We start from the raw sequence: 23,403 nt of genomic DNA on the forward strand, positions 1-23,403 counted from the left end.
CGTGTAACGGCGGAACTCCGTGTTTTCCTACTTAATCATGTTCAGAAAACCTCTTGTAAGTCCATTCAGCATACTTGTTCGTACTGGATCCCACCATTCCCAGCTCTCTGGAACGACTTTAGTATACCTACTTCTCTTACATAAACGATTTACATATTTAATTTTAGAAAGATCAAAAGCGCAAGCGCCCGTTTAGAGACGTACGGACTGGACTGAGCCGCAGGAGATAAAGGAAACACAGCGACCGTAGGAAGCTGATGTTGACTTATCGTACGGAGGTGAGGGAAGTCGCGCTAGTCTCTGGGCGCTGGAGCTGGACGTGGCTGGTTCAGTTGTTTCGTTATCCACAGCAACCAGATTTTATAATTTCCTATGAAAACAAAAAGGTCCCTCATCCGAAAAGGACGAGGGACCGTGGTACCACCTTTATTAGCTGAAATACAGCTCACTTTAGCAACATCGGGCATTATTCGCCCAATATTCGTCTCGTGTAACGATGAGACCTGTTCGCCAAAGCCTACTGCATACTGGTTCGGTTTGGAAGCTCAGAAGCCCATTCACCTAATTGTTCACACTGATTCTCACCAACCATCAGCTCTCTGCAAGTGTTCAAAATAGGTTACTATCTTCTTCAACGCTCATTCGATTAAGTTGATTGAAAATAATGATAAAAGATAAAGGGATAAAAGTCAAGATGTTTTGTGTAAAAAAATTTCGTGTGGGGAATCTAGTTCTTCCAAGCTCTCTTGTGATATGGTAAAACTATATATCAATGGAAGGATGTTAGGAAATGGGGAAAAAGAAGGTTGGAATTATTTTCGGAGGGAAATCCGCAGAGCATGAAGTATCCTTGCAATCTGCGAAAAACATAGCTGATGCTATTAATAAAGAAATGTATGAAGTTGTATTAATTGGCATCGATAAACAGGGGAATTGGCATTTAAATGATGCTTCTTCTTATTTACTGAATGAAGAAAACCCGAAACTAATCGAGTTAAATAAATCAAATGAATCGGTTGCGATTGTACCAGGTAAAGACATGGAACAGCTAGTGAAAGCAGGGGATGCCACCCCTTTAGAGCAGCTTGATGTCATTTTTCCAATTGTTCATGGAACTTTGGGTGAAGATGGTAGTTTGCAAGGGATGTTAAAGCTGGCCAACCTTCCTTACGTCGGACCAAATGTTCTCTCATCTGCCATTTGTATGGATAAGGCAATAGCGAAAATAGTGCTTAAGGATGCTGGGGTAGAGGTTGCGAAAGGCTTTTCCTTTACTAGGGCGAATAAAGCAAGCATCTCTTTTGAAGAGATAGTAGAAACTATCGGGACACCACTTTTTATTAAGCCAGCTAATCAGGGATCTTCAGTAGGAGTGACAAAGGCTTCTACTAAAGTGGAATTCTTGGCCGGCGTAGAAGCAGCTTTTCAATATGATCATAAAATTATCGTAGAGGAAATGATTCATGGTCGTGAGATTGAATGCGCGGTTCTCGGTAATGATTCCCCGAAAGCGTCAGAGTTAGGAGAAATACTTCCACAAAGTGATTTCTACTCGTACGAATCAAAATATATCGATGAAAATGGTGCAGAACTGTCTATACCAGCAAAGCTCGATGATGAAGTTGCTGCTGAAATAAAGGCAACAGCTATCGACGCATTTAAGGCCTTGCAGTGTGAAGGACTTGCTAGAGTGGATTTCTTCTTAACCCAAGAAGGGAAAATCATTGTAAATGAAGTTAACACCTTGCCAGGTTTTACGAAAATAAGTATGTACCCTAAGCTATGGGAAGTGAGCGGCCTTGCATACCCTGAGCTCATTACAGCTTTAATAGATTTAGCGATCGAACGACATGTAGGAGATCAGCAGCTGAAGAGCACAGTGTGGGAATAAGGTTGAAAAGATAAGAAACTTAAGAAGGTATGTTTAGCATCTTATCCTTCAAAATAATCGAATCCAGTAACCAAAAAACAAAAGCATGGTAAGAAGATAATAGAAATGCTGAAGCAAAATCAGGGTTATCATGCATTAAGAATAATATTACTATTACGAGGAAGGCCACCGAAAAATAAGTCAAAAGATATTTAACAGAAAATCGTTTAGGCCTTTTCCGTAACCATAACTGAACTGGTACAGCAAAAAATAGATAACATAAAAAATAAATGATAGAAATAATCATAAATGCCAGAAAGCTAAAATGCGTAAACAAAAATAGAAAGTAAAATAAACTTGAGAGTATAGAAGATCCAACTAAACAAACGAATAAGAGAGCGATTATGTTAATCACCACCAAATGAAAGATCAGTTAAATGGCACCAGAGAAGGGGAGAGACTCCTACTCTCTGGTGCCATTGTTCCTGTGGCATATTAGACGCGTTGCCTTGAGTATTTAACCTTCAAAACGACTAAATTTATAAGCAACCGGCATGCGCTCTTTTTCAGCAGGTTGTTCATCGAAATAGCCTAAATGAATGAATCCAACAATCTTTTCCTCTTCGGCAATATCCAGTATTTTTTTAACTTTCGGGTCATAAATGTGGGGGTTGGTTTTCCAAACGGCACCGAGCTGATTTTCCCATGCAAGCAACCAGAAATTTTGAATCATGGACGCTACAGCACCATAATTTTCTTCCCATTGCTTTGGTATTTCAGGTTCGTCCATTACGACAACAAGTATGGCGTTCGGTTCGTTGAGGTAATCTTCACGATTTTGCTGTCTTTCTTCAGGGTAGGTAGAAGCTACTTTCTTAGCAAAACTTCCAAGCTTTTTAGGTCCTACAAAGATAAAACGCCATGGTTGCCGCATTCCATGAGTTGGAGCCCAGACTGCATCTTCTAATAGGTCCAAGATAACTTCTTCTGTTACAGGTTTATCATTATAGCCTTTTTTCACGGAACGGCGCTCCCGAATCGCTTTTGCTAGAGCGGTTTTTTTATCTGTCGAATCCATAATATGCCTCCTGATTCTATTTACGCGCAATTGATAATAGTTTTCATTTAATTGTATCGGATAAAAATAGGAAAAGCAACTGCACCTCTAGTTGGAGGGGGAGAAAGTAAGACTTGAAAAATAGTTAGCCTGACGTGATAATAAGAAAGAAGAAAGTGCTTTCTATTTATTTGAATGTGATTTTCTTCACAATGTTAGAGGGGTGAAAGAATGAAAGATTTCTTAGCTAGAAAAGGGGTTTCACTATCTATTAAGGAATACCTCATAACCGCATTAAGCTATATGGCATTAGGGTTATTTGCATCTTTAATTATAGGACTAATTATTAAAACCTTGGGCGAAGAGCTTGTTAGTGGAATTGCACCAGGTCTCGGTGCATCAATGGTAGAGATGGGTAGCTTTGCTATGGATACGAAAATTATGGGTGGAGCAATAGGGGTTGCCATTGCCTATGGACTTAAGGCTCCACCGCTTGTTTTGTTTTCTGTGTTGTTTGCAGGTGCTTATGGTGCAGAGCTTGGAGGCCCAGCAGGAAGCTATGTGGCTGCTTTATTAGCTACAGAGATAGGGAAGATTGTTTATAAGGAAACAAGAGTAGATATTATTGTAACGCCCTTTGTAACCATTCTTGCAGGCTTTATTGTCGGATCCTTTATCGGTCCACCCATAAACGCTTTTATGATTGGCTTTGGTGAAGTAATTAACTGGGCAACGACACAGCAGCCTTTTATTATGGGCATCTTGGTAGCGGTTTTGATGGGGTTTGCTTTAACGGCGCCAATATCTTCTGCAGCTATTGCCATAATGTTGTCCTTAGATGGACTGGCAGCTGGAGCAGCCACAATTGGTTGTGCGGCCCATATGATTGGTTTTGCTATCGCGAGCTACAGAGAAAATGGCTTTGGTGGATTTATTGCACAAGGAATAGGGACCTCCATGCTACAGGTAGCGAATATCATTAGAAAGCCAATTATCCTTTTGCCGCCTACAATTGCCGCTATTATCTTGGCTCCTATCGCGACTGTATGGCTAGAGATGACCAATAATGCTTCTGGTGCTGGAATGGGTACAAGTGGTTTAGTTGGACAGATCATGACATTTGAATCAATGGGCTTTTCTGCCACTGTTCTTTTGGGAGTGTTGTTACTACATTTTATTGCCCCAGCACTAATCAGTCTTTTTGTCTCAGAATTGTTTCGGAAAAAAGGCTGGATCAAGTACGGAGATATGAAAATTACGTATGAGTAGGAAAAGGAAAGTAGTGCACCAATAGGGATTGTTCGTACATCAGGAAATGAAGTGGGGCCTTCGATCACTTGCTTTTCCTACAGGAGTCAGGCAGCTTGCTTTCTAGGAAGCTAATGAAGATGTTCCATATGGTTTCATATCGTATGCTTTTTATACGAAATATCACTATGTCCTCATAAAAATCGTGGCTGATAACGGCCATATCTACTACTATTAGCAGATTGCATATACGTAGACTCCAGTGGGAAATAAGAGGTCGGCGAGACCCCACAGGAAGGGAACCCCCCACTAAGTGAAGTTTCACTTTATCATAAAACTAGCTTTCTCGGCGATTAACTGACGTAAAAGAGAGTCCTAGTGGCAGGGATAATTTCTTATTACTTCAAAGCCTTCAAACAGGGTGGGGACTTTATTTTCTTAACGTGAAAGTTGAGTTATTGACTACGCAAAAAAATAAGGGTCAGCATAGTAAAGAGGCTCACATGTCTTTATAAACATGTGAGCCTCTTTTTTAAGCTATTCTTTTCTTCAACACACCTGCAACCAATGCAGCTACTACCGCACCAGCTATAATCGCAAGTAAGTAAAGTAATCCTTTCGCCAACCCGCCTTCAACAAGTCCAATTACGAATACTCCTCCGTGTGGAGCGCGAAGCCCGATATCAAACAGCATCGTTAAAGCACCAGTTACCGCTCCACCAGCCATTACTGATGGAATAACACGAGCTGGGTCAGCAGCTGCAAATGGGATCACACCTTCTGTAATAAAGCAGGCGCCTAACACGTATGCAGTCTTACCAGCTTCTCGTTCTTGCTTCGTAAATTTGTTTTTAAACAACGTAGTGGCAATCGCCATTCCTAGTGGAGGAACCATACCTGCTGCCATTACGGTTGCGATAAATGAATAGTTACCAGCATCAAGCATGGCAATACCAAATGTATAGGCAGCTTTATTAATTGGGCCACCAAGGTCAAAGCCCATCATCGCGCCTAATATAATACCGACGAGCACTTGGTTTGTTCCACCCATTCCCTCTAGGAAGGAAGATATACCAGTGTAGACCTGGGTAAGTGGCGGATTGATCAACATCATAATGATCCCAGTTATTGCAATACTGAATAACGGGAAGAATAGAACAGGTTTCAAGCCTTCTAAAGCATCAGGCAATTTGGAGAATGCCTTTTTAACAAATAGTGTTACATAACCTGCAAGGAAACCAGCGATCAGTCCACCGAGGAAACCAGAGCCTCCATCAGCACCCTCAGCTCCTGATACCGTGACTGCAATTAGACCGCCGACCATACCTGGAGCAAATCCCGGACGCTCAGCTATACTTGACGCGATAAATCCGGCAAGTACTGGCACCATCAAGAAGAATGCTTTGTCACCGCCAATTGCATTTAACATCGCAGCAAATGCATTATATTCATCACTAGTTGGGTCACTTGACTCCACGCCCCAGAAGAAGGAAAGGGCAATCAAGATCCCTCCACCAACTACGAATGGAAGCATGTTGGATACACCATTCATAAGGTGTTTATAGAATCCGCTTTTCCCACCTTTTTCGGACGATTCATCTTTTCCGCCCTCATGTTTATATACGGGAGCATCTTGTTTCGCAGCTCTTGTAAGTAAGCTTTCAGATTCATGTAGGGCTTTTCCAACAGGTGTCTGAATCACATGTTTTCCGTTAAAACGAGCCATTTCCACTTTTGTATCAGCGGCAACAATGATTGCGTCCGCTTCTTCTATTTCTTGATCTGTTAAGCGGTTTTTGACACCACTCGAACCATTTGTTTCTACTTTAATGTTAATGCCCATCTCTTTTGCTGTTTCATTTAGCTTTTCAGCCGCCATATACGTATGGGCAATTCCGGTAGGGCAAGCCGTTACAGCAAGAATTTTTTTAGAGTCTGCAGGAGCTTCAGTAATAGGTTGCTCCGGTTCTTCAAGCTCTGCTTCCTTTTGGTTAACTGCCTCCAGTATTTGTTCCACTGAAGTAGCATCGTAGATTTTGCCACGGAATTTTTCATCCATTAAGAAAGTAGATAAGCGAGAAAGTGCTTCTAAGTGAGCGTTGTTTGCCCCATCACTTGCTGCAATCATAAAGAAAAGATGAGCAGGCTGACCATCCAGTGAATCATAATCAATTCCTTCTGTGGATCGTCCGAAGGCAATAGATGGTACTTTCACAGCTGCCGATTTAGCATGAGGGATAGCAATACCTTCTCCAATACCTGTTGTGCTCTGTTCTTCTCTACCAAGAATTCCTTCAGTGAATTTTTGTTTGTCAGCCAATTTTCCAGCACGATCAAGCTGGTCAATGAGCTCTGTTAAGACATTTTCTTTCGTTTTTGCCTGCAGATCAAGAATGATAGTTTCTTGTTTTAGTAGCTCTGTTATTTTCATGTTCGTCACTTCCATTCCAGTGTTTCTATTTTAACTTTATCTACCAGTTGTTCTACGTCTGCTTTTTCACATAAATCTGTGGTAAAAGCGGTGGCACTTCCTGTTGCCACGCTGTATTTAAAGGCAGCAACTGGGTCGTTGTCTTTTGCAAAAGCAGCCAGGAAGCCGGAAACAAGTGAGTCTCCTGCGCCAACTGTATTGACTGCTTGCCCTTTAGGTGCCGTAGCGGCTAATACGTGATCCTTACTTACCAAAATGGCACCCGCTCCGCCCATGGACACAATCACATGCTGAATACCGCTTTCGACAAGGTTTTTCGCATACACGATTGCTTCTTCCTTGGTGTTTATGGTGACATCGAAAAGTTCACCAAGCTCATGCTCATTAGGTTTGATTAAAAAGGGTTTTTCTTGTAACAGCTCTTTTAGAGCGGGCCCTGAGGTATCGAGCGCGAAAGGTACACCATTTTCCCGGCATGTTGCCAACATCTCACGGTACGTTTCCATGCTGATGGATTTTGGCAGGCTTCCAGCCAGGACAAACCAGTCTTTACTTGTAAGAGAGTTAAGCTTAGCAGTTAATTGTGCGAGCTGGGCTTCATTTATGTCGGGGCCAGGTCCATTTAACTCTGACTCTTGGTCGGCTTTAATTTTCACATTAATCCGGGTAATGTCATTTGTCTCGATGAAGTCTGTTTGGACGCCTTCCTGTTTAAGAAAGTCCTTTACATATTCTCCAGTAAACCCACCGATAAAACCGGTAGCCGTTGTCTCGACTCCTAGTCGTTGAAGGACACGTGAAACGTTAATCCCTTTTCCTCCAGGGTAGTAATAAACTTCATTTGTTCGATTTAGTTCTCCGCCTCGAAAAGAAGGGAGATAGGTTGTGTAATCAATCGACGGTGTCATGGTGCAAGTGTAGATCATGTTTGAATCACCTCTATAGTTTTCATTGCGTCTAGTTTTTGTAGTATTTCTTTAGGCAAGGAGCCTGTGATTAAGGTAGCTTCATTTAGCTCGCAAATTTTTGCAAAGTTAACCTTACCTGCCTTAGAAGGATCAGCCAGCGCGTATGCTTTTAGTGCGTAACTTCGTGCAGTCTGCTTAATGCTAGCTTCCTCTGGGTCCGGTGTTGTATAGCCGTATGTTATGTCGAAGCCGTTTACGCCAAGAAAGCATTTATCAAAGCGATAACTCTTAATTGAATTAATTGTCTGTGTCCCAACAACCGCACTTGTTTTGGCCTTCATTTTGCCACCTGTTAAATATGCAGTGATTTCATGTTCCATTAAACGCTCAACCAGGTTAAGACCGTTCGTGACGACCACTACATCTTTATGTTTTAAATAAGGAATCATTTGGTAGGTGGTTGTACCTGCATCAAGAAAAACACAATCTCCTTCTTCGACTAGTGAGGCAGCGTATTGAGCAATTCGTTTTTTATCTTGAAGGTTTTTGGTTGATTTTTCTAAAACGCTCATTTCCCGGATCTTTTGTTCCGTCCATGTCGCGCCACCATGAATTCTTTTTAGTAACTTTTTCTTCTCCATTTCCGTTAAATCACGGCGAATGGTTGATTCCGAAGCCTCTGTAGCTTCAATCATATCCTGTATGGTAACCGTCTGCTTTTCTTTTAGAAGGTCTACGATAATGGATTGTCTTTCCGTGGTTAACATATGAATCACTCCATTACGTTTGAGTCATTCAAATTATAAAGTAAACGATTGCAAAAATCAACCACAAACAATCAAAAACACTCAAAAGTAATCATTTTGCGGAAACGGTGTTTAAAATGGCGAAAAGTAGGTAAATAATCTATTGCAAATACACGGAAATAATGCTATATTCATAAAAATATTTTTAAGGAAGGAGCGAGAGCTATGAGAAAAGTAACTTTGGAAGAAGTATTTAACCATCCCATTACCCAAAAGTATTTAAAACGTTCAGGCGTGGCACATGCGATCTCTGTCGCAGAATATGCCTTTAGGTTTGCCAAAAAATACAATGTCAATACAGATCATGCCACAAAGGCCGCGCTGTTACACGATGTAGGGCATTACACATGGTATCGAGATGGAGAGTGGGATTATGATCTTTACAAGGAAAATGATATCCATGCGATAAAAGGTGCAAGCCGGGCGCATAAATTGCTGATTAGAATTGGGGAAGATCGGATGGCGGCAAAAGAAATAGCGGTAGCGATTTTACTCCATACAGACTCCTATCTACCAGAAGGCGATCTTCAGCTGAAACCATTACAACAGGTCGTAAATATGGCTGATGAAGCCGATGAAGAAGCTGGCGGCAATCATCATTATAAAAAAATAGATAGGGATGCCGCGTTGGAAAGAATTCGCCAATTGGACAGACAGATCGATCAGGTGGAAAGAGAAAGGGCAGCGGACATTAGTTAAGTGCCTTTTCTAATAAGCTCCTCCATCTGTCCTTACATAAGTCGACATCATTACTTTTTCCTTAAGAAAACAGCCATTTTTTCTGCATATAAAAAACCTGTTCCATAAGAACAGGCTGCAAAATTACTCTGCGAAATATTCTTCTAACGTAATGCCCTCTTTCATCATTTCCTTTGCTGTTTCTTCTCCGACATAACGGAGATGCCAAGGCTCATACTGGTATTGCGTAATGGTTTCTTTTCCTTTTGGATAACGGATAATAAAACCATATTCGGCTGCATGCTCTTCTACCCATTTGCCTTCATCTGTTTCACCAAAATCGGTGTTCAATTGAAAGTTGACTTCAGGGCTTGTTACATCCATTGCCAACCCTGTCTGGTGCTCGCTCTCTCCAGGTCGTGCACTGAAATTATTCGCTGCCTCTTCACCATGCTCGGCAGCGTTGCTAGCGAAGATAGCATCTTGCCTGTCATAGGAGCGAAAGCCAGATTGTGCATACAAATCAAGGCCTGCTTCGTCTGCTGCTGCAAAAAGCTCCTCTAAATGATCAGCTGCAACTTGGCGCATTTGTTTTTTAGGGAGATCTTCGGTGAACGGGAAGCGGACGTTTGGTGTCACGAGATCCTCCGGCACATAGTCAGCAGGCAAAGCGAATTCTTTATTGACGATAGCCAGCTGGTCATATGGATTGCTTAAAACAGGTGTGCCATGTGAAGTCATCGTAGTCTCAGCCTGCTTTGGCAATGCTTTTCCAGGTTGGAAATCAGTCTCAGCGTCTTCAAGCAAGGAGCTTAGAACGTTCTGAGTAGCTTTATTATACACCCCAGTAGCCTGTAACTTTTCAAACTGAAGCTGCAGGTCGGTTATGGCCCATGTGGTAGCCTCTTCGTACACCCCGTCTTCTGACAGCTTATAGCCAATTTCCCGGAGTGCGTTTTGTAAAGAAGTTACGTTTTTTCCCTCATCTTTTTTTTGTAAGGTTTCCTTTGGTGCAGTAATCTTTTCTTCCTGTTGTGCTTTGTCCGTTTCTGTTTCTTCATTATCAACAGGTGTTTCCTGTTTATCCGGTGAACTGCTAGGCTGCTCCTGTGATTCCTCGTTGTTATTGGAGGTACTACAGCCAGAAATGAGTAATAAAAGCACTGCTAATGCTATAATTAATTTCTTTTTCATCGATTGTCTCTCCCTAGTGTTAATCCTCGTTATAGATTAGATATATGAACATTGTATTAAGCATATGTGGTCAAAAACTATCTATTATTCTCTCATATTTTAGGAGGAAAGGACAATAGAGATATTTCCCAACTGCATGGAGGGTGAATAGGAACATGTAGTAATCTTAGGCATAAATTATAGAAAACAGAACGAGTGTGGTGGTTTCTATGATTCTTTCTCGGAAAAAATATGCTGCCATGACGGCTATCCTTTTTTTATGTGCCTTAACTGTTGTCTCTAGTGTTTATACAATGACCCCTTTAACAGAGCCGTTAATGCAGAGTTTAAAGATTAATCATACGCAGGCTGCAGGTGCCGCAAGTGTTTTTTCGTTTTTCTACGCGGTGGGTTTTTTAGTGTTTGGCCCGATCGGCAGTCGTTTTGGCAATAGACGTACAATGCTAACAGGTTTATTGACGCTAGGAATTATTACCTTAGCGGGTGGACTCGTGATGGATTATTCTACATTGCTTCTACTAAGAGCATTTCAGGGGTTTTTTGCGGCATCATTTGCTCCAAATGCCTTAACGTATGTCTTCCAAACATATCCGGAGCGCCAGCGTATTACGGCGATTAGTTATATTAGTTTTGGGTACGTTACAGCTGGGATATTTGGCCAAGTTATGGCAACCATCCTGGACTATTATTACAAATGGCAGGCTATTTTTTTGGTGTTTGGCATTTTGTATATACTTATTTTTTTCATGATGACTTGGGGATTGCCTAAAGAAAGGAAACAAGCCAGCACTATTTATAAACAGCAGTATTGGAAGTCGGTTATCAGGCTCTTAAAAGTGAAACAACTTATGTATTGCTATGTAATTACAAGTGTGCTTCTTTTAGCGTTTATCGGGATGTATACGATTCTTGGGGGTTCTTTACAAGCTGCGCCATACTATATAACAGACATAGAGCTTTTATTCATTCGTTCAGTTGGATTTATAGGAATGCTGCTTTCCTTGTGTTCAGGTTATTTTGTAGAGAAATTTGGTGCCATTCGGATATTGAGAGGTAGTCTGGCTATCAGTATAGGGGGGCTATGTGGAGTTGGCTTATTTTCAAATCCGCTTATGATAACGGTAATGAGTATTTTGTTTGTGGCTGGGATCTCACTAACATTTCCGGTCATGATGCTTCTTGTTGGGGAATGGGGAGGCGCAGAGCGGGCGGCTGCTTCTTCTTTCTATGCGTTTATCCTGTTTGTTGGGGCAACCATTGGACCTATGATCGCTGTACCTTTATATCAAGCATTTGGATTTATGGTAAGTTGTTGTTTGCTTGCAGCTATTCTGGGATTCGGGTCCATCTTTTCTTTGTTCATTAGAGAAAAGAAGAAAACCCTGACTCGAGACTAAAAGTCAGGGTTTAGATGGCTAATTATGCTTTGCTTCATACAACTTACATATTTCTACAATAACATTCGTAGCCTTTTCCATATTTTCTACAGAAATATATTCAAATTTGCCGTGAAAGTTTTCGCCTCCAGTGAAAATATTTGGTGTAGGTAGGCCCATGTAGGAAAGCTGGGAGCCGTCTGTTCCACCACGTACTGGTCGGATAATCGGGACTATGTTCAGATTTGTCATTGCTTCCTGGGCAATATCTACAATTTCCATTACAGGCTCAATTTTCTCTCGCATGTTGTAATATTGGTCTTTTAATTCCAGTTTAACCCTTGATTCTCCGTACGCTTCTTTTATTTCATCTGCAAATTTTTTGAACGTTTCCTTCTTGGTCTCGAAGCTATCTTTATCAAAATCACGGATAATGTAGCTTACTTCCGTTTTTTCTACATCTCCCGAAACAGAAATTAAATGGTAGAACCCTTCGTAATTCTCTGTGTACTCAGGCGATTCGTGCTCAGGAAATTTATTAATAAACGAAGCAGCCATCTTTCCTGCATTCACCATTTTATTCTTGGCTGTTCCAGGATGAACGCTATTTCCGTAAAAGGTAACACGTGCGCCGGCAGCATTAAAGCTCTCATACTGTAATTCTCCAAGCGGACCGCCATCAATCGTGTACGCATAATCCGCATCAAAACGTTCTACATCAAATTTATGTGGTCCTCTGCCAATTTCCTCATCTGGTGTAAAAGCTACACGGATCTTTCCATGCTTTATTTCTGGATGCTGGATCAAATGGTTCATCGCTGTCATGATTTCTGCAATTCCTGCTTTATTATCAGCCCCAAGCAATGTGGTGCCATCGGTAGTGATTAAGGTGTGCCCTTTATAGGAAGGGAGCTCCGGAAATTCACCAGGTGACAGTACAACATTCAAAGCTTCATTCAATGTTAAGTTCTTTCCATCATAATTTTCGACTAGTTGAGGATTTACATTTTTTCCGGTAAAATCTGTTGCCGTGTCTAAGTGAGCTAAAAATCCGATTGTCGGAAGGTCTTTATCCGTGTTTGCTGGAAGGGTGGCCATCACATATGCATTATCGTCTACCGTCACGTCCATCATGCCAATTTCCTGTAACTCTTTTACTAACAGATTGGCCAATTCAAATTGTCCTTGAGTAGATGGCGTTTCTTCATTCTGCTCATTAGACTGTGTATCCATCTTTGTATACGTAATTAAACGATCTATTAATTCTTGCTTCACTGTATTCATCCCCTGTTATAAAATTTAGATATATTGGTAGTATACCTTATTGTTTCTTATCCCGCATATAACATAGCGTGAATTTTCTTATTTAAGGAAACTTTTAAGCAACAGTTGGATTTGACATGGCCTTGCGTTAGAATAAATCATAATTAGATAGAAGTTTATTTTAAAAAATCACCCACTGGAGGGGTAAACATGTCTTATATTATTAGTGTACCGCGATTGAAAAAACGCTTGGAGAATAATAATGACAATACTGTTATCGTAGATGTGCGCTTCCAATTAAAAAATTCTGAGGCTGGAAGAAAGCAATATATAAAAGATCACCTTCCTGGAGCAGTTTATTTAGATTTGGAAAAGGATCTTTCCAGTAAAGCAGCAAAGCATGGTGGGAAGCATCCACTCCCTGATATGGAAAAACTTGCAAGAAAACTAGGTAACATTGGAATTGATCAAGAAACATGTGTTGTGATCTATGACCAGACCAATGACATGTTTGCTGCTAGATTATGGTGGCTCTTGCATTGTCTTGGGCATGAACGGTCCTATGTGCTCGATGGTGGTTATGAAGAATGGGTTAGGCAAGGTGGTTCTGTTACCGACAAGGTGCCTGTAATATCTTCCAAGCTGTTTAACCCTGTGATGCGAGAAGAACAAACTGTGAATATAGATGAAGTGAAACAAAAACTTGAAAAAGATGCAGCCGTATTAATTGATTCACGAGAAATGGATAGATACTTAGGAAAAACTGAGCCACTCTATCATAAAGCAGGACACATACCAGGTGCCAAAAATTACTTTTGGAAGGGAGTCCTAAATGATAGGGGTGCATGGAAAAAGGATAGGGAACTGCAAGAGCATTTTTCAGCTATTCCCGAGGAAACTGAGGTCATTGTCTCATGTGGTTCAGGTATATCAGCATGCCCCAATATACTGGCATTGAAAATGGCAGGCTATGAAAATGTAAAACTATACCCGGGAAGCTTTAGTGATTGGATCTCTTATGACGAAAATAAAATAGAAACAAAGGAAGAGTAGGATGGAAAAAGAACGCTGTGCATGGGTAACTGACGACCCCCTTTATATTGCCTATCATGATGAGGAGTGGGGGGTTCCAGTAACCGATGATCGAAAGTTATTTGAGATGCTTTGCCTGGAGGGTGCTCAGGCAGGGCTTAGCTGGATTACCATATTAAAAAGAAGAGACAATTACCGTAAGGCATTTGACAACTTTCAACCCGAAATAGTAAGCAAGTATAGTGAAGAGAAAGTTGAGAAACTGCTAGCAAATGAGGGAATTATCCGAAACAAGTTAAAAGTTCGGTCTGTCATTACAAACGCCCAGGCCTTTTTACAAGTAAAAGAGGAGTTTGGTAGCTTCCAGTCATATATCTGGCAGTTTGTCGGTGGAAAACCAATTGTGAATCATTGGGAATCGATGGAACAGGTGCCTGCTGTGACCGAGGAATCAGAGCGGATGAGTAAGGATTTGAAACGTCGAGGATTCAAATTTGTCGGGCCAACTATTTGTTATGCCTTTATGCAAGCAACAGGAATGGTTTGGGACCATACCACATCATGCTTCTTGGAGAAGGGTAATTAAGTGCAACTATAATTAGGGATAGGGAAAAATGGAGATGCCGAGCGATCAATCGTCTAAATGATCGTTCGGCATCTTTTTGCGTGCTAGAAAGGGTCTCATTCCTAGCATCTAATTGGAAAACAAATAAGGTCTACAGCTTAAATACTTTTAGTTCCTTATTTAATTGCTCTGCTAATTTGGCTAATTCATCTGCACTGTATGATACTTCCTCCATGGAACTGGATGTTTCCTGTGCAGAAGCTGCAGCCTGCTCTACTCCAGCAGCTGATTCTTCAGAGACGGAAGCTATTTCTTCAATTAAATGATTCATATCTTTACTATTTTTAGAAATATCCCTTAGATTTTCGGAAATAAACGATATCTTCTTGGTCATTTCAGTAACGGATTGATCGATCGAGTTAAAGTTCTGGCCAGTTTCTTCAATTTGCTTAGTTCCTTGCTGTACCTCTTTATATCCTACATTTAACGAACCAACTACTTCCGTTGTTTCAGCTTGAATACGTTGCACAATCCTTGTTATCTCTCCAACTGACTCTGCCACTTGTTCTGAAAGCTTTCGTACCTCATCAGCGACGACTGCGAATCCTTTCCCGTGCTCTCCTGCTCTTGCGGCTTCTATTGCTGCATTCAATGAAAGGAGGTTTGTCTGATCGGCAATATCTTTAATGACAAGAACAAGCTGAGAAATTTCATTAGATTGCTTATCAAGCCCTTGAACTTTTTCAACTGAAGTAGAAACAATGGTATCAATTTGCTTCATTTGTGCTACAGATTTATTCATTAGCGCAGTACCTTCTTTTGTAAGTTCCAGAACTTGATTGGAATTTTTGACAGATTCCTGACCGTTTTGCTCAGATAGCTCAACTTTCTTAACAAAGTCATTCATGTTTTCTGATAGCTCTGAAGCACTGTTGGCTTGCGTTTCAGCACCCGTCGTTAGCTCTTCCATTGTAGTGGCTATTTGTGTGTTTCCTTCACTAACTTCTTTAGCAGATAGTGTAAGAACTTCACTTCTGGAGGAGACTGAATTGGAAGCATCGGCAACTTTCACTAAAATATTGTGGATATTCCCTTTCATCTTATTAACAGATTCAGCTAATTGACCAATCTCGTCTTTACCACTGTAATCCATATCTGACACTTTTAAATTTCCATTTGCAACCTCATACGTTACCTTTACCACTTTCTTCAGGTTTTTCGTAATAATTCTACTAATGATGATCATTAAGGGAATGCCGATTAATGCTGCAAGAATGGTGGCAAGCCCTAGGGTTATTGTGCTGTTTTGTATACTAGACTGGGCATTCTGAACAGCGGTTTGCTGATCCTCATTAATCATAGCAATCAGTTCATCTACATGCTCAATCGTTTCTGTTCTTAACCTGGACGTGTAGGCACGCAGGGAATTTGCCATAATGGATTGACCTTCTTCTATAGAAGGAATAATTTCTTCCTTAAACGCCCGGTCATTTGATTCATTGTTACTCACAATGGCATTAAAATTACTGCGCTGATCATCGGTTTTCATGGTGGGTTCAAGCTTTTCTGCTAAAGCGGAGAATTCTTCCTGATATTGGTTAAATTGCTCAATATACTTTTCATTTTCTGTGAGAACATAGTCAGCGATTTGCACATCCTTTGCTTGAATAAGGTAAGCCATGTCAGCCATATCATTTACCCGTGAACTGCTATTTTCAATCGCTCTAATATCATCTTGCCCCTTGGTTAATAGGAAAAATACAATACACGCCGAAGCAATAAACAGAAGCAATGTAAAAAAGAAGACGGTCATATATTTGCGTCCGATTTTTACATTACGCCAGCCAAATTTATAACGTAATTTAGATTGGCTCTTGTTATTACTCGCATTATTTCTTACTTTCTTTGGTTGGTTTGCTTTCTTTAGTTTCACAACATGACCCCCAGTTTTCAGAAAAAAACGTTTATTTTTAATATCGGCAAACTTTTCTAAGTCTTAAGTACTATTGTAAATTTTACGAAAAATAATTTTCAGATACTTGCATTGCGGGGTGAATATCCTGTAGAATAGCAAATTGTGTGTTTGAAACTTATTAATAAGTAAAGGTGATATATATGGTTTATTCTGCATTTTTGGAGGAAGAAAAAGGCAAAGAGGAACTAAAGGAAGAATTAGATTCCTTAGAGATACAGTTACACAGGATGCAGCGCAACATGAAGGAAATTGCCAAGAGATCTGAGATTATTAGTATTGACCAGGCAAATGAAGCTCAATGGGTGATCATTTATGCGGATAAAAGTAAAGAGAATTGTCAGCTAATGCTACATGAATGTACAAAGCCTTTCCGCGGAGATTGGGATTCAGCCATACAGGCGGAGTTTCGCGGGGATTCAACCCTCCATATTGCTGATATTAAAGGAGTTCAAAATAAAGGCTTTGGCTCTGTACTTATGAAGCATTTGAAGGAATTGGCTAGAGAAGAAAACATGCAATACATTACCGGAGACATTGTAGAACGAGATTTCGGCCATGTAAATCGATTAAAGCATTTCTACAGTAAGCACCATTTTGATGTAAAGATAGACCATCTAAACCTTTCAGGTGAAATAGTTTGGAACGAGGGGTAAAGTAGTAGCTATCGAATCATGCCTTGACTCGTTAGATTATTATGAAGTATGCTTTAAATAGAATAAATTAAGGAGGTGGGTTAGATGAATCGTACTGGAAGCATGGCTAAATTTAGAGAATATCTTTGGATTTGTTATGCGCTTTTTTCCATCAATTTTACACAAGGGACACGTATGTCTATTTTAGGAGTAAAATAATGGAAAAAACCAGTAAGAGACATCTACCTGCTACGTAAATGAGACGATAGGGAGCGGTTGCTCTTTGTCGTCTTTTTTTAACGTGGATATTTCTGAATATTTTCGCGCAAGCAGATCGAATTTGAGAATTGATCCATTGGGGCAAAATATGACCTATTGAGGTAGGGGTGTCTCTTTAACAGGAGGCAAATAAAATGATATTATGCAGCTTACGTAATGTTACCCAAGTGATTGGTGCAAATACTATTTTTGAAAATATAAATGTAGAAATTAAGCAAAATGAACGAATTGGACTTATTGGAAGAAATGGGGAAGGAAAAACCAGCCTATTGAATTTAATAGCAAAGAAAACTGACCCGGAAAGCGGCGTCATTTCGTGGAAAAAAGGACTTAAAACAGGCCTATTAAAGCAAATTGCCGTGAAAGATGATGCCCAGACTGTGCAAACATTGTTGTATGATGTCTTTGAAGAGTTGAATATAGTACGAGAGAAATTGAACAAATTAGAACAACACATGGTTGAGGAAAAAGATACAGTTAAGCTGGAACGTTATATGAAAAGCTATGGTGCTTTACTGGATCAATTTCAGCAGGATGGCGGGTACGAAATGGATGCCAAGGTGCGTCAGGCGTTAAATGGATTGCAAATAGCTGAGTTGGAGGATAAAAAATGGGCAGAGCTTAGCGGTGGGGAGAAGACGAAAGTGGGCTTGGCTCAACTGCTATTGGCAGCCCCAGAGCTCCTATTGCTAGATGAACCAACTAATCACCTTGACTTTTTAGCAATAGAATGGCTAACCACGTTTATTCAAAAATATGAAGGGACGGTGCTTATCGTTTCCCATGATCGTTATTTTCTTGATGAAACAATAACGTCGATTCTGGAAATGGATCAAGGAGAGCTTATTAAGTATCACACGAATTATTCCCAATTTGTGAAGGAAAGAGAATCGAGGCTGTTGCGAGAATTCCAGCAATATGAAGACCAACAAAAAAAGATCCGTAAAATGAAGGAAACCATAAAACGGCTAAAGGAATGGGCAAACCAGGCTAACCCTCCTAATGATGGGTTACATAGGCGGGCAAAAAGCATGGAGAAAGCTCTCGAACGACTTACGCTTATAAAACGACCTATTATCGATCAGAAAAAGATGAATTTAGATTTCGAAATGGAGAAACGAAGTGGAAAAGAAGTAATAAAGCTGGATAACGTTTCAAAGCAATTTGGGAACAAGAGCTTATTTCAGGGTTTATCTCTTTTAGTACGCTTTCGAGATAGGGTAGCACTGATCGGAGAAAATGGAGCAGGGAAAACTACATTGCTTGAGTTAATCCGTGGTAAAGAGCAAGCTGATCAGGGTGAGGTGAAACAAGGAAGCAATCTTTCCATTGGCTACCTTTCTCAGCACACACTAGAAATGGATGCCGATAGAACGGTTTTGGATGAATTCCGTGAACATGTTGCAGTATCAGAGGGAGAAGCTAGAGGGTTTTTGGCCTCCTTTCTATTTTACGGACCAAGTGTTTTTAAAAGAGTAAAGCAGCTGAGTGGTGGGGAAAGAATGCGGCTACGCTTAGCAGAACTTGTGTACCAAAAACATAATCTTCTCTTATTAGATGAACCAACCAATCACTTGGATATCGAATCAAAGGAAGTACTTGAAGAGGCACTAGAACAGTTTGAAGGAACAATAATAACTGTCTCTCATGATCGCTATTTTCTTGATCGTTTATTTCCAGTTACCTATCTACTTGCAGATCAAGAGCTTACACGATTTGAAGGTAATTATACGTTTGCGAGAGAAAAATGGTTGGAGAGAAATGAAGAGTAAATTAAACAGAAAGGCTTGTCAGTATCTCAACTGGCAGGTCTTTTTTTATCCTACCTTAACTGGAAGTAATTACCAATTTAAAAAATCGTGAAGTATTAAGCAATCTAAGTAGGGGATCAACTTCCAGTAAAGGTTCGATTGTGCAACTAATATAAGGTAGGGAATAGAGGGGGAGCCCCCCAATTAAGTTTCATTTATCACATATTGCAATATATATCTAACTAATGTAATATATAAATAACATATGTAATGTATATCTTACTAAAGAGGGATTTCCATGGTAAATAAAATAAAGTTAGCGAGAATGGAAAAGGGTTGGACCCAGGAGCAGCTTGCAAGCAGGGTCAAGGCCACAAGACAAACGATCGGCCTTATAGAAAAAGGAGAATACAATCCAAGTCTTAATTTATGCATCGCGATTTGCAAAGAGCTTGGGAAGACGTTGGATGAACTATTTTGGGAGGGTTTTTAACATGCGTTCTTTTTTAAATTATTTATTGCCTGATGACGAATACAAGCGGACCCGAATTCTTTATTTTTTGGGAGAGAGTGCGGTTATTTTGGCTGTTGGGGCTTTTATATTTGCAGGGCTAGAGATTTATTTGTTTGATATAGGAAAAATTGATCTGGCTTTTACACTTGTTATGGTTTTTGGGTTTATTGGAGCTTATACATATATGCGATATATTTTTTCTGGAATTGAATTTACGAATGTTTACAATCAGAAGCAGTACAAGAAAGAGCGAAAGTTCAGGTTGAAAGCTGCATTTTCTTCAGGTGTAATTTTTTTAGTACTTATGTTTCTGTATAGAGGTATGCCGTCTAATACTGAGGATTGGTTTGATATCATAGGCCCATCCGTTTTCTTTATTATATTCTTCTTCTTATTTGATTATATTTCCCTCAAACGTTCTTATCGAAAAAATAAAGAGTTAACAGATGACGAAGCATAAGAGTACGTGCTTTTTCAAATAGTATGATAAAATAGCTACATTTCAATGGAAGGGAAGTTGAACAATGCAGTATGTAACTCTAAATAATGGATTAAAAATGCCACAGCTTGGATTCGGCGTTTGGCAGGTGCCTGATGAGGAAGCAACTCCTGCTGTAGAAAAAGCGTTAGAGGTTGGCTACAGATCCATTGATACAGCAAAAGTTTATGCAAATGAAAATGGCGTGGGAAAAGCAATTGCTAATAAAAACATTCCGCGTGAAGAACTGTTCATTACGACAAAAGTTTGGAACAGTGACCAAGGCTACGAAAATACATTACAGGCTTTTGATGCAAGTCTTGAAAAATTGGGACTGGACTATGTGGATCTTTATTTAATCCACTGGCCAACACCGAAATTTGATCAATATGTAGAAACATATAAAGCATTAGAAAAACTATACAAAGACGGTCGCGTGAAAGCTATTGGAGTATGTAACTTCAATATTGACCATTTAGAGCGCCTACTAGATGAATGTGAAATTGTACCTGTGGTGAACCAGGTAGAATGCCACCCATACTTACAACAAGCTGAGTTGAAAGACTTCTGTGACAAGCATAATATTTACCTTGAAGCATGGAGCCCGCTAATGCAGGGTGGAGAGGTATTAAATAATAAAGTAGTAACCGATATTGCGGAAAAATACAGCAAAACGCCAGCACAAGTTATTTTACGCTGGCACTTGCAGTATAACAATATTGTCATTCCTAAATCTGTGACACCTTCACGTATTGAGGAAAACTTCGATGTATTTGATTTTGAGCTAAGTGAAGCAGACTTGGAAGAAATCAAAGGGCTGGACCGTAATGAACGCAAAGGTGCAGAGCCAAGTGAAATGAACAAACGATAATGAAAACGAGAGGAGCTGGATGCTATGCATCTGGTTCTTTTTTTGCTTTTATTTTTTGAGCAGGCTAAAGTCGAAGAAAGGGTTTCATGCTGTGCAATCGACCATGAAAGTGGCGCAATCAACCAGTGCTGTTGCTCAATCAACCAAGAATGCGGGGCAATCAACCGTTGCTGCTGTCTAATCGACCATGAAAGCGGCGCAATCAACCAGTGCCGCTGTGCAATCGACCATGGAAGCATCGCAATCAACCGATGCCGCTGTGCAATCGACCATGAAAGCGGCGCAATCAACCAGTGCTGTTGCTCAATCAACCGTTGTTGTTGCTTAATCAACCAATAAAGCCATGCAATCAACCAATGCCGCTGTGCAATCGACCGTGAAAGCCGTGCAATCAACCGTTGCTGCTGTCTAATCGACCATGAAAGCAGCGCAATCAACCAATGTCGCAGTCTAATCGACCATGGAAGCCGTACAATCAACCAATGCCGCTGCGCAATCGACCATGGAAGCAGCGCAATCAACCAATGCCGCTGTGCAATCGACCATGAAAGCAGCACAATCAACCGATGCCGCAGTCTAATCGACCGTGAAAGCGGCGCAATCAACCAATGCCGCCGCGCAATCACCCAATAAAGCCCTACACCCCCCCTCTTACAGGAGTACTGTAAACGTGTATTTAATTATTAAACACACGTTTGATTAAATCCTCATATTCCTTGAAAAAGGAAGGGACATGCTTCTCTTCCAGCCCATTATACATAGCTTCACAAATAGATTGATTGTACCACTTTTGCTTCGCTACACCTGCGTTGAAGTTTTTCCAAGCTGCTGCTCCAAGTCGTTCTACGTCTTTTTCTTGTCCTAGAAGATTGTCTAATTTATCTGCAACGATGAGGAATTTAACGTCCTTGGAACCTTCTCTCACTGTATCAATTGTATGCTGCTTTCTTTCCTCCCAGGATTTTGACTTATCCTCTGTATGGGCTGCAACCAATTCTGCTACCTTGTTACCAAAATGCTTTTCTATATCTGCTATTTTATAATCTGTATCCTCCACTACATCATGTAAGTATGCTGCGCAGATAAGCTCCTCGCTACATCCTTCTTTCTCTAGTCGTTCAGCTACTCGAATTGGATGTGTCACGTATGGTGCATTGGAGTTTTTCCTAGTTTGTCCGTGGTGAGCTCGTTCGGCAAAGCTTTTTGCCTTTTCCTTCAATTTAATCGCCTCCTTATGAAGCTTTTCTCTATCTCATAGTTTATAGTTTTTTTCCCGCTCCTTGCAACGTCAAACAATCTTCACAACTAGATATAGGTCTTTCCTTTCAATTCGCGATGGAAACAAGTAAACTGGGTTTATAATAAATTTAGGCAGTGGCTAGTTAAGGAGGATATACATAATGGAAGAAGGCATAAATAGAAGGAAAACTGAGCATATCCGTCTTTGTCTCGATGAGAACGTAGAGGGTGTCAATAAATCAACAGGGCTAGAAGGGATCTCTTTTATCCATAATGCGTTGCCGGAAATAAATTTTGCAGATATTGACCTGCAGACATCTTTTTTGAATAAACCGCTTAAGGCACCATTCTTGGTTAGTTCCATGACAGGTGGAAGCGAGCTTGCAGCAAAGATAAATCAAAACCTTGCAATTGCTGCAGAAGAAAAGGGTTGGGCTGTAGCTTTAGGTTCGACTAGGGCGTTGCTTGAAAGCGATGCCCATAAAGAGTCGTTCCTAATACGTAAACAGGCACCGACCGTACCACTTATTGCAAATCTAGGTGCTGTTCAATTGAACTATGGCTATGGTGCAGATGAAGCACAACGCATCGTGGAGCTGACGGAAGCAGATTCCCTTGTGTTACACCTGAACAGCTTGCAAGAAGCAGTACAAGATGGCGGAGATTTAAATTTTGAAAACCTCTTGCCGAAGATTGAGGCTGTCTGTAAGCAACTTCCTGTACCTGTTGGTGCTAAAGAAGTAGGCTTTGGCATTGATGGTACCGTTGCGGAAAAGCTTTACAATGCTGGTATTGCTTTTATCGATGTAGCAGGAGCAGGCGGAACATCTTGGAGCCAGGTGGAAAAACTCCGTTCTCAGGATCCGTTAAGGAGAGCGGCTGCTGAAGCGTTTAATAATTGGGGATTGCCAACAAAAGATTGTATTGTGTCTGTTAAAAGTAGTAAAGCGGACGTTCCAGTAGTGGCCAGTGGCGGGATGAAAACGGGAGTCGATGCGGCGAAAGCTATTACACTTGGAGCAGATGTGATCGGTTTTGCCAGACAGTTACTCCAAGCAGCAACAGAATCAGCTGATTCTGTCATTACTATGATGGATCAAATTGAACTGGAATTAAAAATGACCATGTTTGGTATTGGGGTAAAGAATTTATCTGAACTACAGAACACAGATCGCGTTTCCATTATGGGGAAATCCTTATTAAATAAGACAGCTGGGGAATAAACCTCAGCTGTCC

22 protein-coding genes and 2 other annotated features (1 of these 24 only partly in view) are annotated in these 23,403 nt (G+C 40.6%); of the genes, 13 read left to right on the top strand and 9 right to left on the bottom strand.

Annotated features, from left to right (window positions below):
• Positions 1–154: a binding site (T-box leader), on the bottom strand (it extends 106 nt beyond the left edge of the window).
• Positions 155–397: 243 nt separating this feature from the next.
• Positions 398–644 (bottom strand) — a binding site (T-box leader).
• Positions 645–790: 146 nt separating this feature from the next.
• Positions 791–1,891: a D-alanine--D-alanine ligase gene (gene ddlA / locus LG273_RS02405; protein WP_404457393.1), complete on the top strand. Its 1,101-nt coding sequence runs from the start codon at positions 791–793 to the stop codon at positions 1,889–1,891.
• Positions 1,892–1,910: 19 nt separating this feature from the next.
• On the opposite strand, the gene LG273_RS02410 is transcribed toward ddlA, so the two are convergent.
• Together LG273_RS02410 and LG273_RS02415 are read right to left on the bottom strand one after the other, a co-directional pair.
• Positions 1,911–2,288, bottom strand: coding sequence for a UPF0715 family protein (locus LG273_RS02410; RefSeq protein WP_404457395.1), 378 nt, complete (start codon positions 2,286–2,288; stop codon positions 1,911–1,913).
• A gap of 99 nt (positions 2,289–2,387) precedes the next feature.
• Positions 2,388–2,948 (bottom strand): nitroreductase, encoded by a 561-nt coding sequence (locus LG273_RS02415; RefSeq protein ID WP_404457396.1) that lies wholly within the window; start codon positions 2,946–2,948, stop codon positions 2,388–2,390.
• Between the two features lie 210 nt (positions 2,949–3,158).
• On the opposite strand from LG273_RS02415, the gene LG273_RS02420 reads away from it, so the two are divergent.
• Entirely contained in the window at positions 3,159–4,196 is a 1,038-nt protein-coding gene (locus LG273_RS02420; protein ID WP_404457398.1) for a PTS transporter subunit IIC, read from the top strand.
• A 511-nt stretch (positions 4,197–4,707) separates the two neighbouring features.
• Here LG273_RS02420 and LG273_RS02425 read toward each other — a convergent pair.
• From LG273_RS02425 to LG273_RS02435, 3 genes are read right to left on the bottom strand one after another with little or no spacing between them, the layout of a single operon-like run.
• Complete coding sequence (locus LG273_RS02425) at positions 4,708–6,606, bottom strand: fructose-specific PTS transporter subunit EIIC (RefSeq protein WP_404459459.1); 1,899 nt, start codon at positions 6,604–6,606, stop codon at positions 4,708–4,710.
• A gap of 5 nt (positions 6,607–6,611) precedes the next feature.
• Positions 6,612–7,532 carry a 1-phosphofructokinase gene (gene pfkB / locus LG273_RS02430; RefSeq protein WP_379559924.1) on the bottom strand — a complete coding sequence of 307 codons (921 nt, stop codon included), beginning with the start codon at positions 7,530–7,532 and terminating at the stop codon, positions 6,612–6,614.
• Positions 7,529–8,281, bottom strand: coding sequence for a DeoR/GlpR family DNA-binding transcription regulator (locus tag LG273_RS02435; RefSeq protein WP_404457400.1), 753 nt, complete (start codon positions 8,279–8,281; stop codon positions 7,529–7,531). The genes pfkB and LG273_RS02435 overlap by 4 nt, the downstream gene beginning before the upstream one ends.
• Positions 8,282–8,485: 204 nt before the next feature.
• On the opposite strand from LG273_RS02435, the gene LG273_RS02440 reads away from it, so the two are divergent.
• On the top strand, positions 8,486–9,019 hold the full coding sequence (locus LG273_RS02440; protein ID WP_404457402.1) for an HD domain-containing protein: 534 nt from the start codon (positions 8,486–8,488) through the stop codon (positions 9,017–9,019).
• 123 nt (positions 9,020–9,142) lie between these two features.
• On the opposite strand, the gene LG273_RS02445 is transcribed toward LG273_RS02440, so the two are convergent.
• The gene (locus LG273_RS02445; protein ID WP_404457404.1) at positions 9,143–10,192 is read right to left on the bottom strand and encodes a D-alanyl-D-alanine carboxypeptidase family protein; all 1,050 of its coding nucleotides are present in this window, start codon (positions 10,190–10,192) and stop codon (positions 9,143–9,145) included.
• 209 nt (positions 10,193–10,401) lie between these two features.
• Between LG273_RS02445 and LG273_RS02450 the strand changes: the two genes are divergently transcribed.
• Complete coding sequence (locus LG273_RS02450) at positions 10,402–11,589, top strand: MFS transporter (protein ID WP_404457406.1); 1,188 nt, start codon at positions 10,402–10,404, stop codon at positions 11,587–11,589.
• 18 nt (positions 11,590–11,607) lie between these two features.
• Here the strand turns inward: LG273_RS02450 and pepT are convergent, their stop codons facing one another.
• Entirely contained in the window at positions 11,608–12,843 is a 1,236-nt protein-coding gene (gene pepT, locus LG273_RS02455) for a peptidase T (RefSeq protein ID WP_404457408.1), read from the bottom strand.
• 198 nt (positions 12,844–13,041) lie between these two features.
• Between pepT and LG273_RS02460 the strand changes: the two genes are divergently transcribed.
• Positions 13,042–13,884 carry a sulfurtransferase gene (locus LG273_RS02460; protein ID WP_379559917.1) on the top strand — a complete coding sequence of 281 codons (843 nt, stop codon included), beginning with the start codon at positions 13,042–13,044 and terminating at the stop codon, positions 13,882–13,884.
• Between the two features lies 1 nt (position 13,885).
• Positions 13,886–14,449: a DNA-3-methyladenine glycosylase I gene (locus tag LG273_RS02465; protein WP_404457410.1), complete on the top strand. Its 564-nt coding sequence runs from the start codon at positions 13,886–13,888 to the stop codon at positions 14,447–14,449.
• Between the two features lie 130 nt (positions 14,450–14,579).
• Here the strand turns inward: LG273_RS02465 and LG273_RS02470 are convergent, their stop codons facing one another.
• Complete coding sequence (locus LG273_RS02470; RefSeq protein WP_404457412.1) at positions 14,580–16,361, bottom strand: methyl-accepting chemotaxis protein; 1,782 nt, start codon at positions 16,359–16,361, stop codon at positions 14,580–14,582.
• 182 nt (positions 16,362–16,543) lie between these two features.
• Between LG273_RS02470 and LG273_RS02475 the strand changes: the two genes are divergently transcribed.
• From LG273_RS02475 to LG273_RS02500, 6 genes are all read left to right on the top strand, one after another.
• Complete coding sequence (locus LG273_RS02475; RefSeq protein WP_404457414.1) at positions 16,544–17,056, top strand: hypothetical protein; 513 nt, start codon at positions 16,544–16,546, stop codon at positions 17,054–17,056.
• Positions 17,057–17,140: 84 nt separating this feature from the next.
• Positions 17,141–17,254, top strand: a complete 114-nt coding sequence (locus LG273_RS02480; protein WP_379559912.1) for an RAxF-45 family protein — start codon at positions 17,141–17,143, stop codon at positions 17,252–17,254.
• A gap of 194 nt (positions 17,255–17,448) precedes the next feature.
• Positions 17,449–19,086: a ribosomal protection-like ABC-F family protein gene (abc-f, locus tag LG273_RS02485; protein WP_404457416.1), complete on the top strand. Its 1,638-nt coding sequence runs from the start codon at positions 17,449–17,451 to the stop codon at positions 19,084–19,086.
• Between the two features lie 277 nt (positions 19,087–19,363).
• On the top strand, positions 19,364–19,558 hold the full coding sequence (locus LG273_RS02490; protein ID WP_379559909.1) for a helix-turn-helix transcriptional regulator: 195 nt from the start codon (positions 19,364–19,366) through the stop codon (positions 19,556–19,558).
• A gap of 1 nt (position 19,559) precedes the next feature.
• Positions 19,560–20,039, top strand: a complete 480-nt coding sequence (locus tag LG273_RS02495; RefSeq protein WP_404457418.1) for a hypothetical protein — start codon at positions 19,560–19,562, stop codon at positions 20,037–20,039.
• A gap of 64 nt (positions 20,040–20,103) precedes the next feature.
• Positions 20,104–20,928 carry an aldo/keto reductase gene (locus tag LG273_RS02500; protein WP_404457420.1) on the top strand — a complete coding sequence of 275 codons (825 nt, stop codon included), beginning with the start codon at positions 20,104–20,106 and terminating at the stop codon, positions 20,926–20,928.
• Between the two features lie 676 nt (positions 20,929–21,604).
• Here the strand turns inward: LG273_RS02500 and LG273_RS02505 are convergent.
• Positions 21,605–22,147 (bottom strand): HD domain-containing protein, encoded by a 543-nt coding sequence (locus tag LG273_RS02505; RefSeq protein WP_404457422.1) that lies wholly within the window; start codon positions 22,145–22,147, stop codon positions 21,605–21,607.
• Between the two features lie 181 nt (positions 22,148–22,328).
• On the opposite strand from LG273_RS02505, the gene fni reads away from it, so the two are divergent.
• Positions 22,329–23,390, top strand: coding sequence for a type 2 isopentenyl-diphosphate Delta-isomerase (fni, locus tag LG273_RS02510; RefSeq protein WP_404457424.1), 1,062 nt, complete (start codon positions 22,329–22,331; stop codon positions 23,388–23,390).
• Positions 23,391–23,403 lie beyond the last annotated feature (13 nt).

The sequence above is a fragment of the Oceanobacillus kapialis genome, from assembly GCF_044790185.1.
Taxonomy (GTDB): domain Bacteria; phylum Bacillota; class Bacilli; order Bacillales; family Amphibacillaceae; genus Oceanobacillus_B; species Oceanobacillus_B kapialis.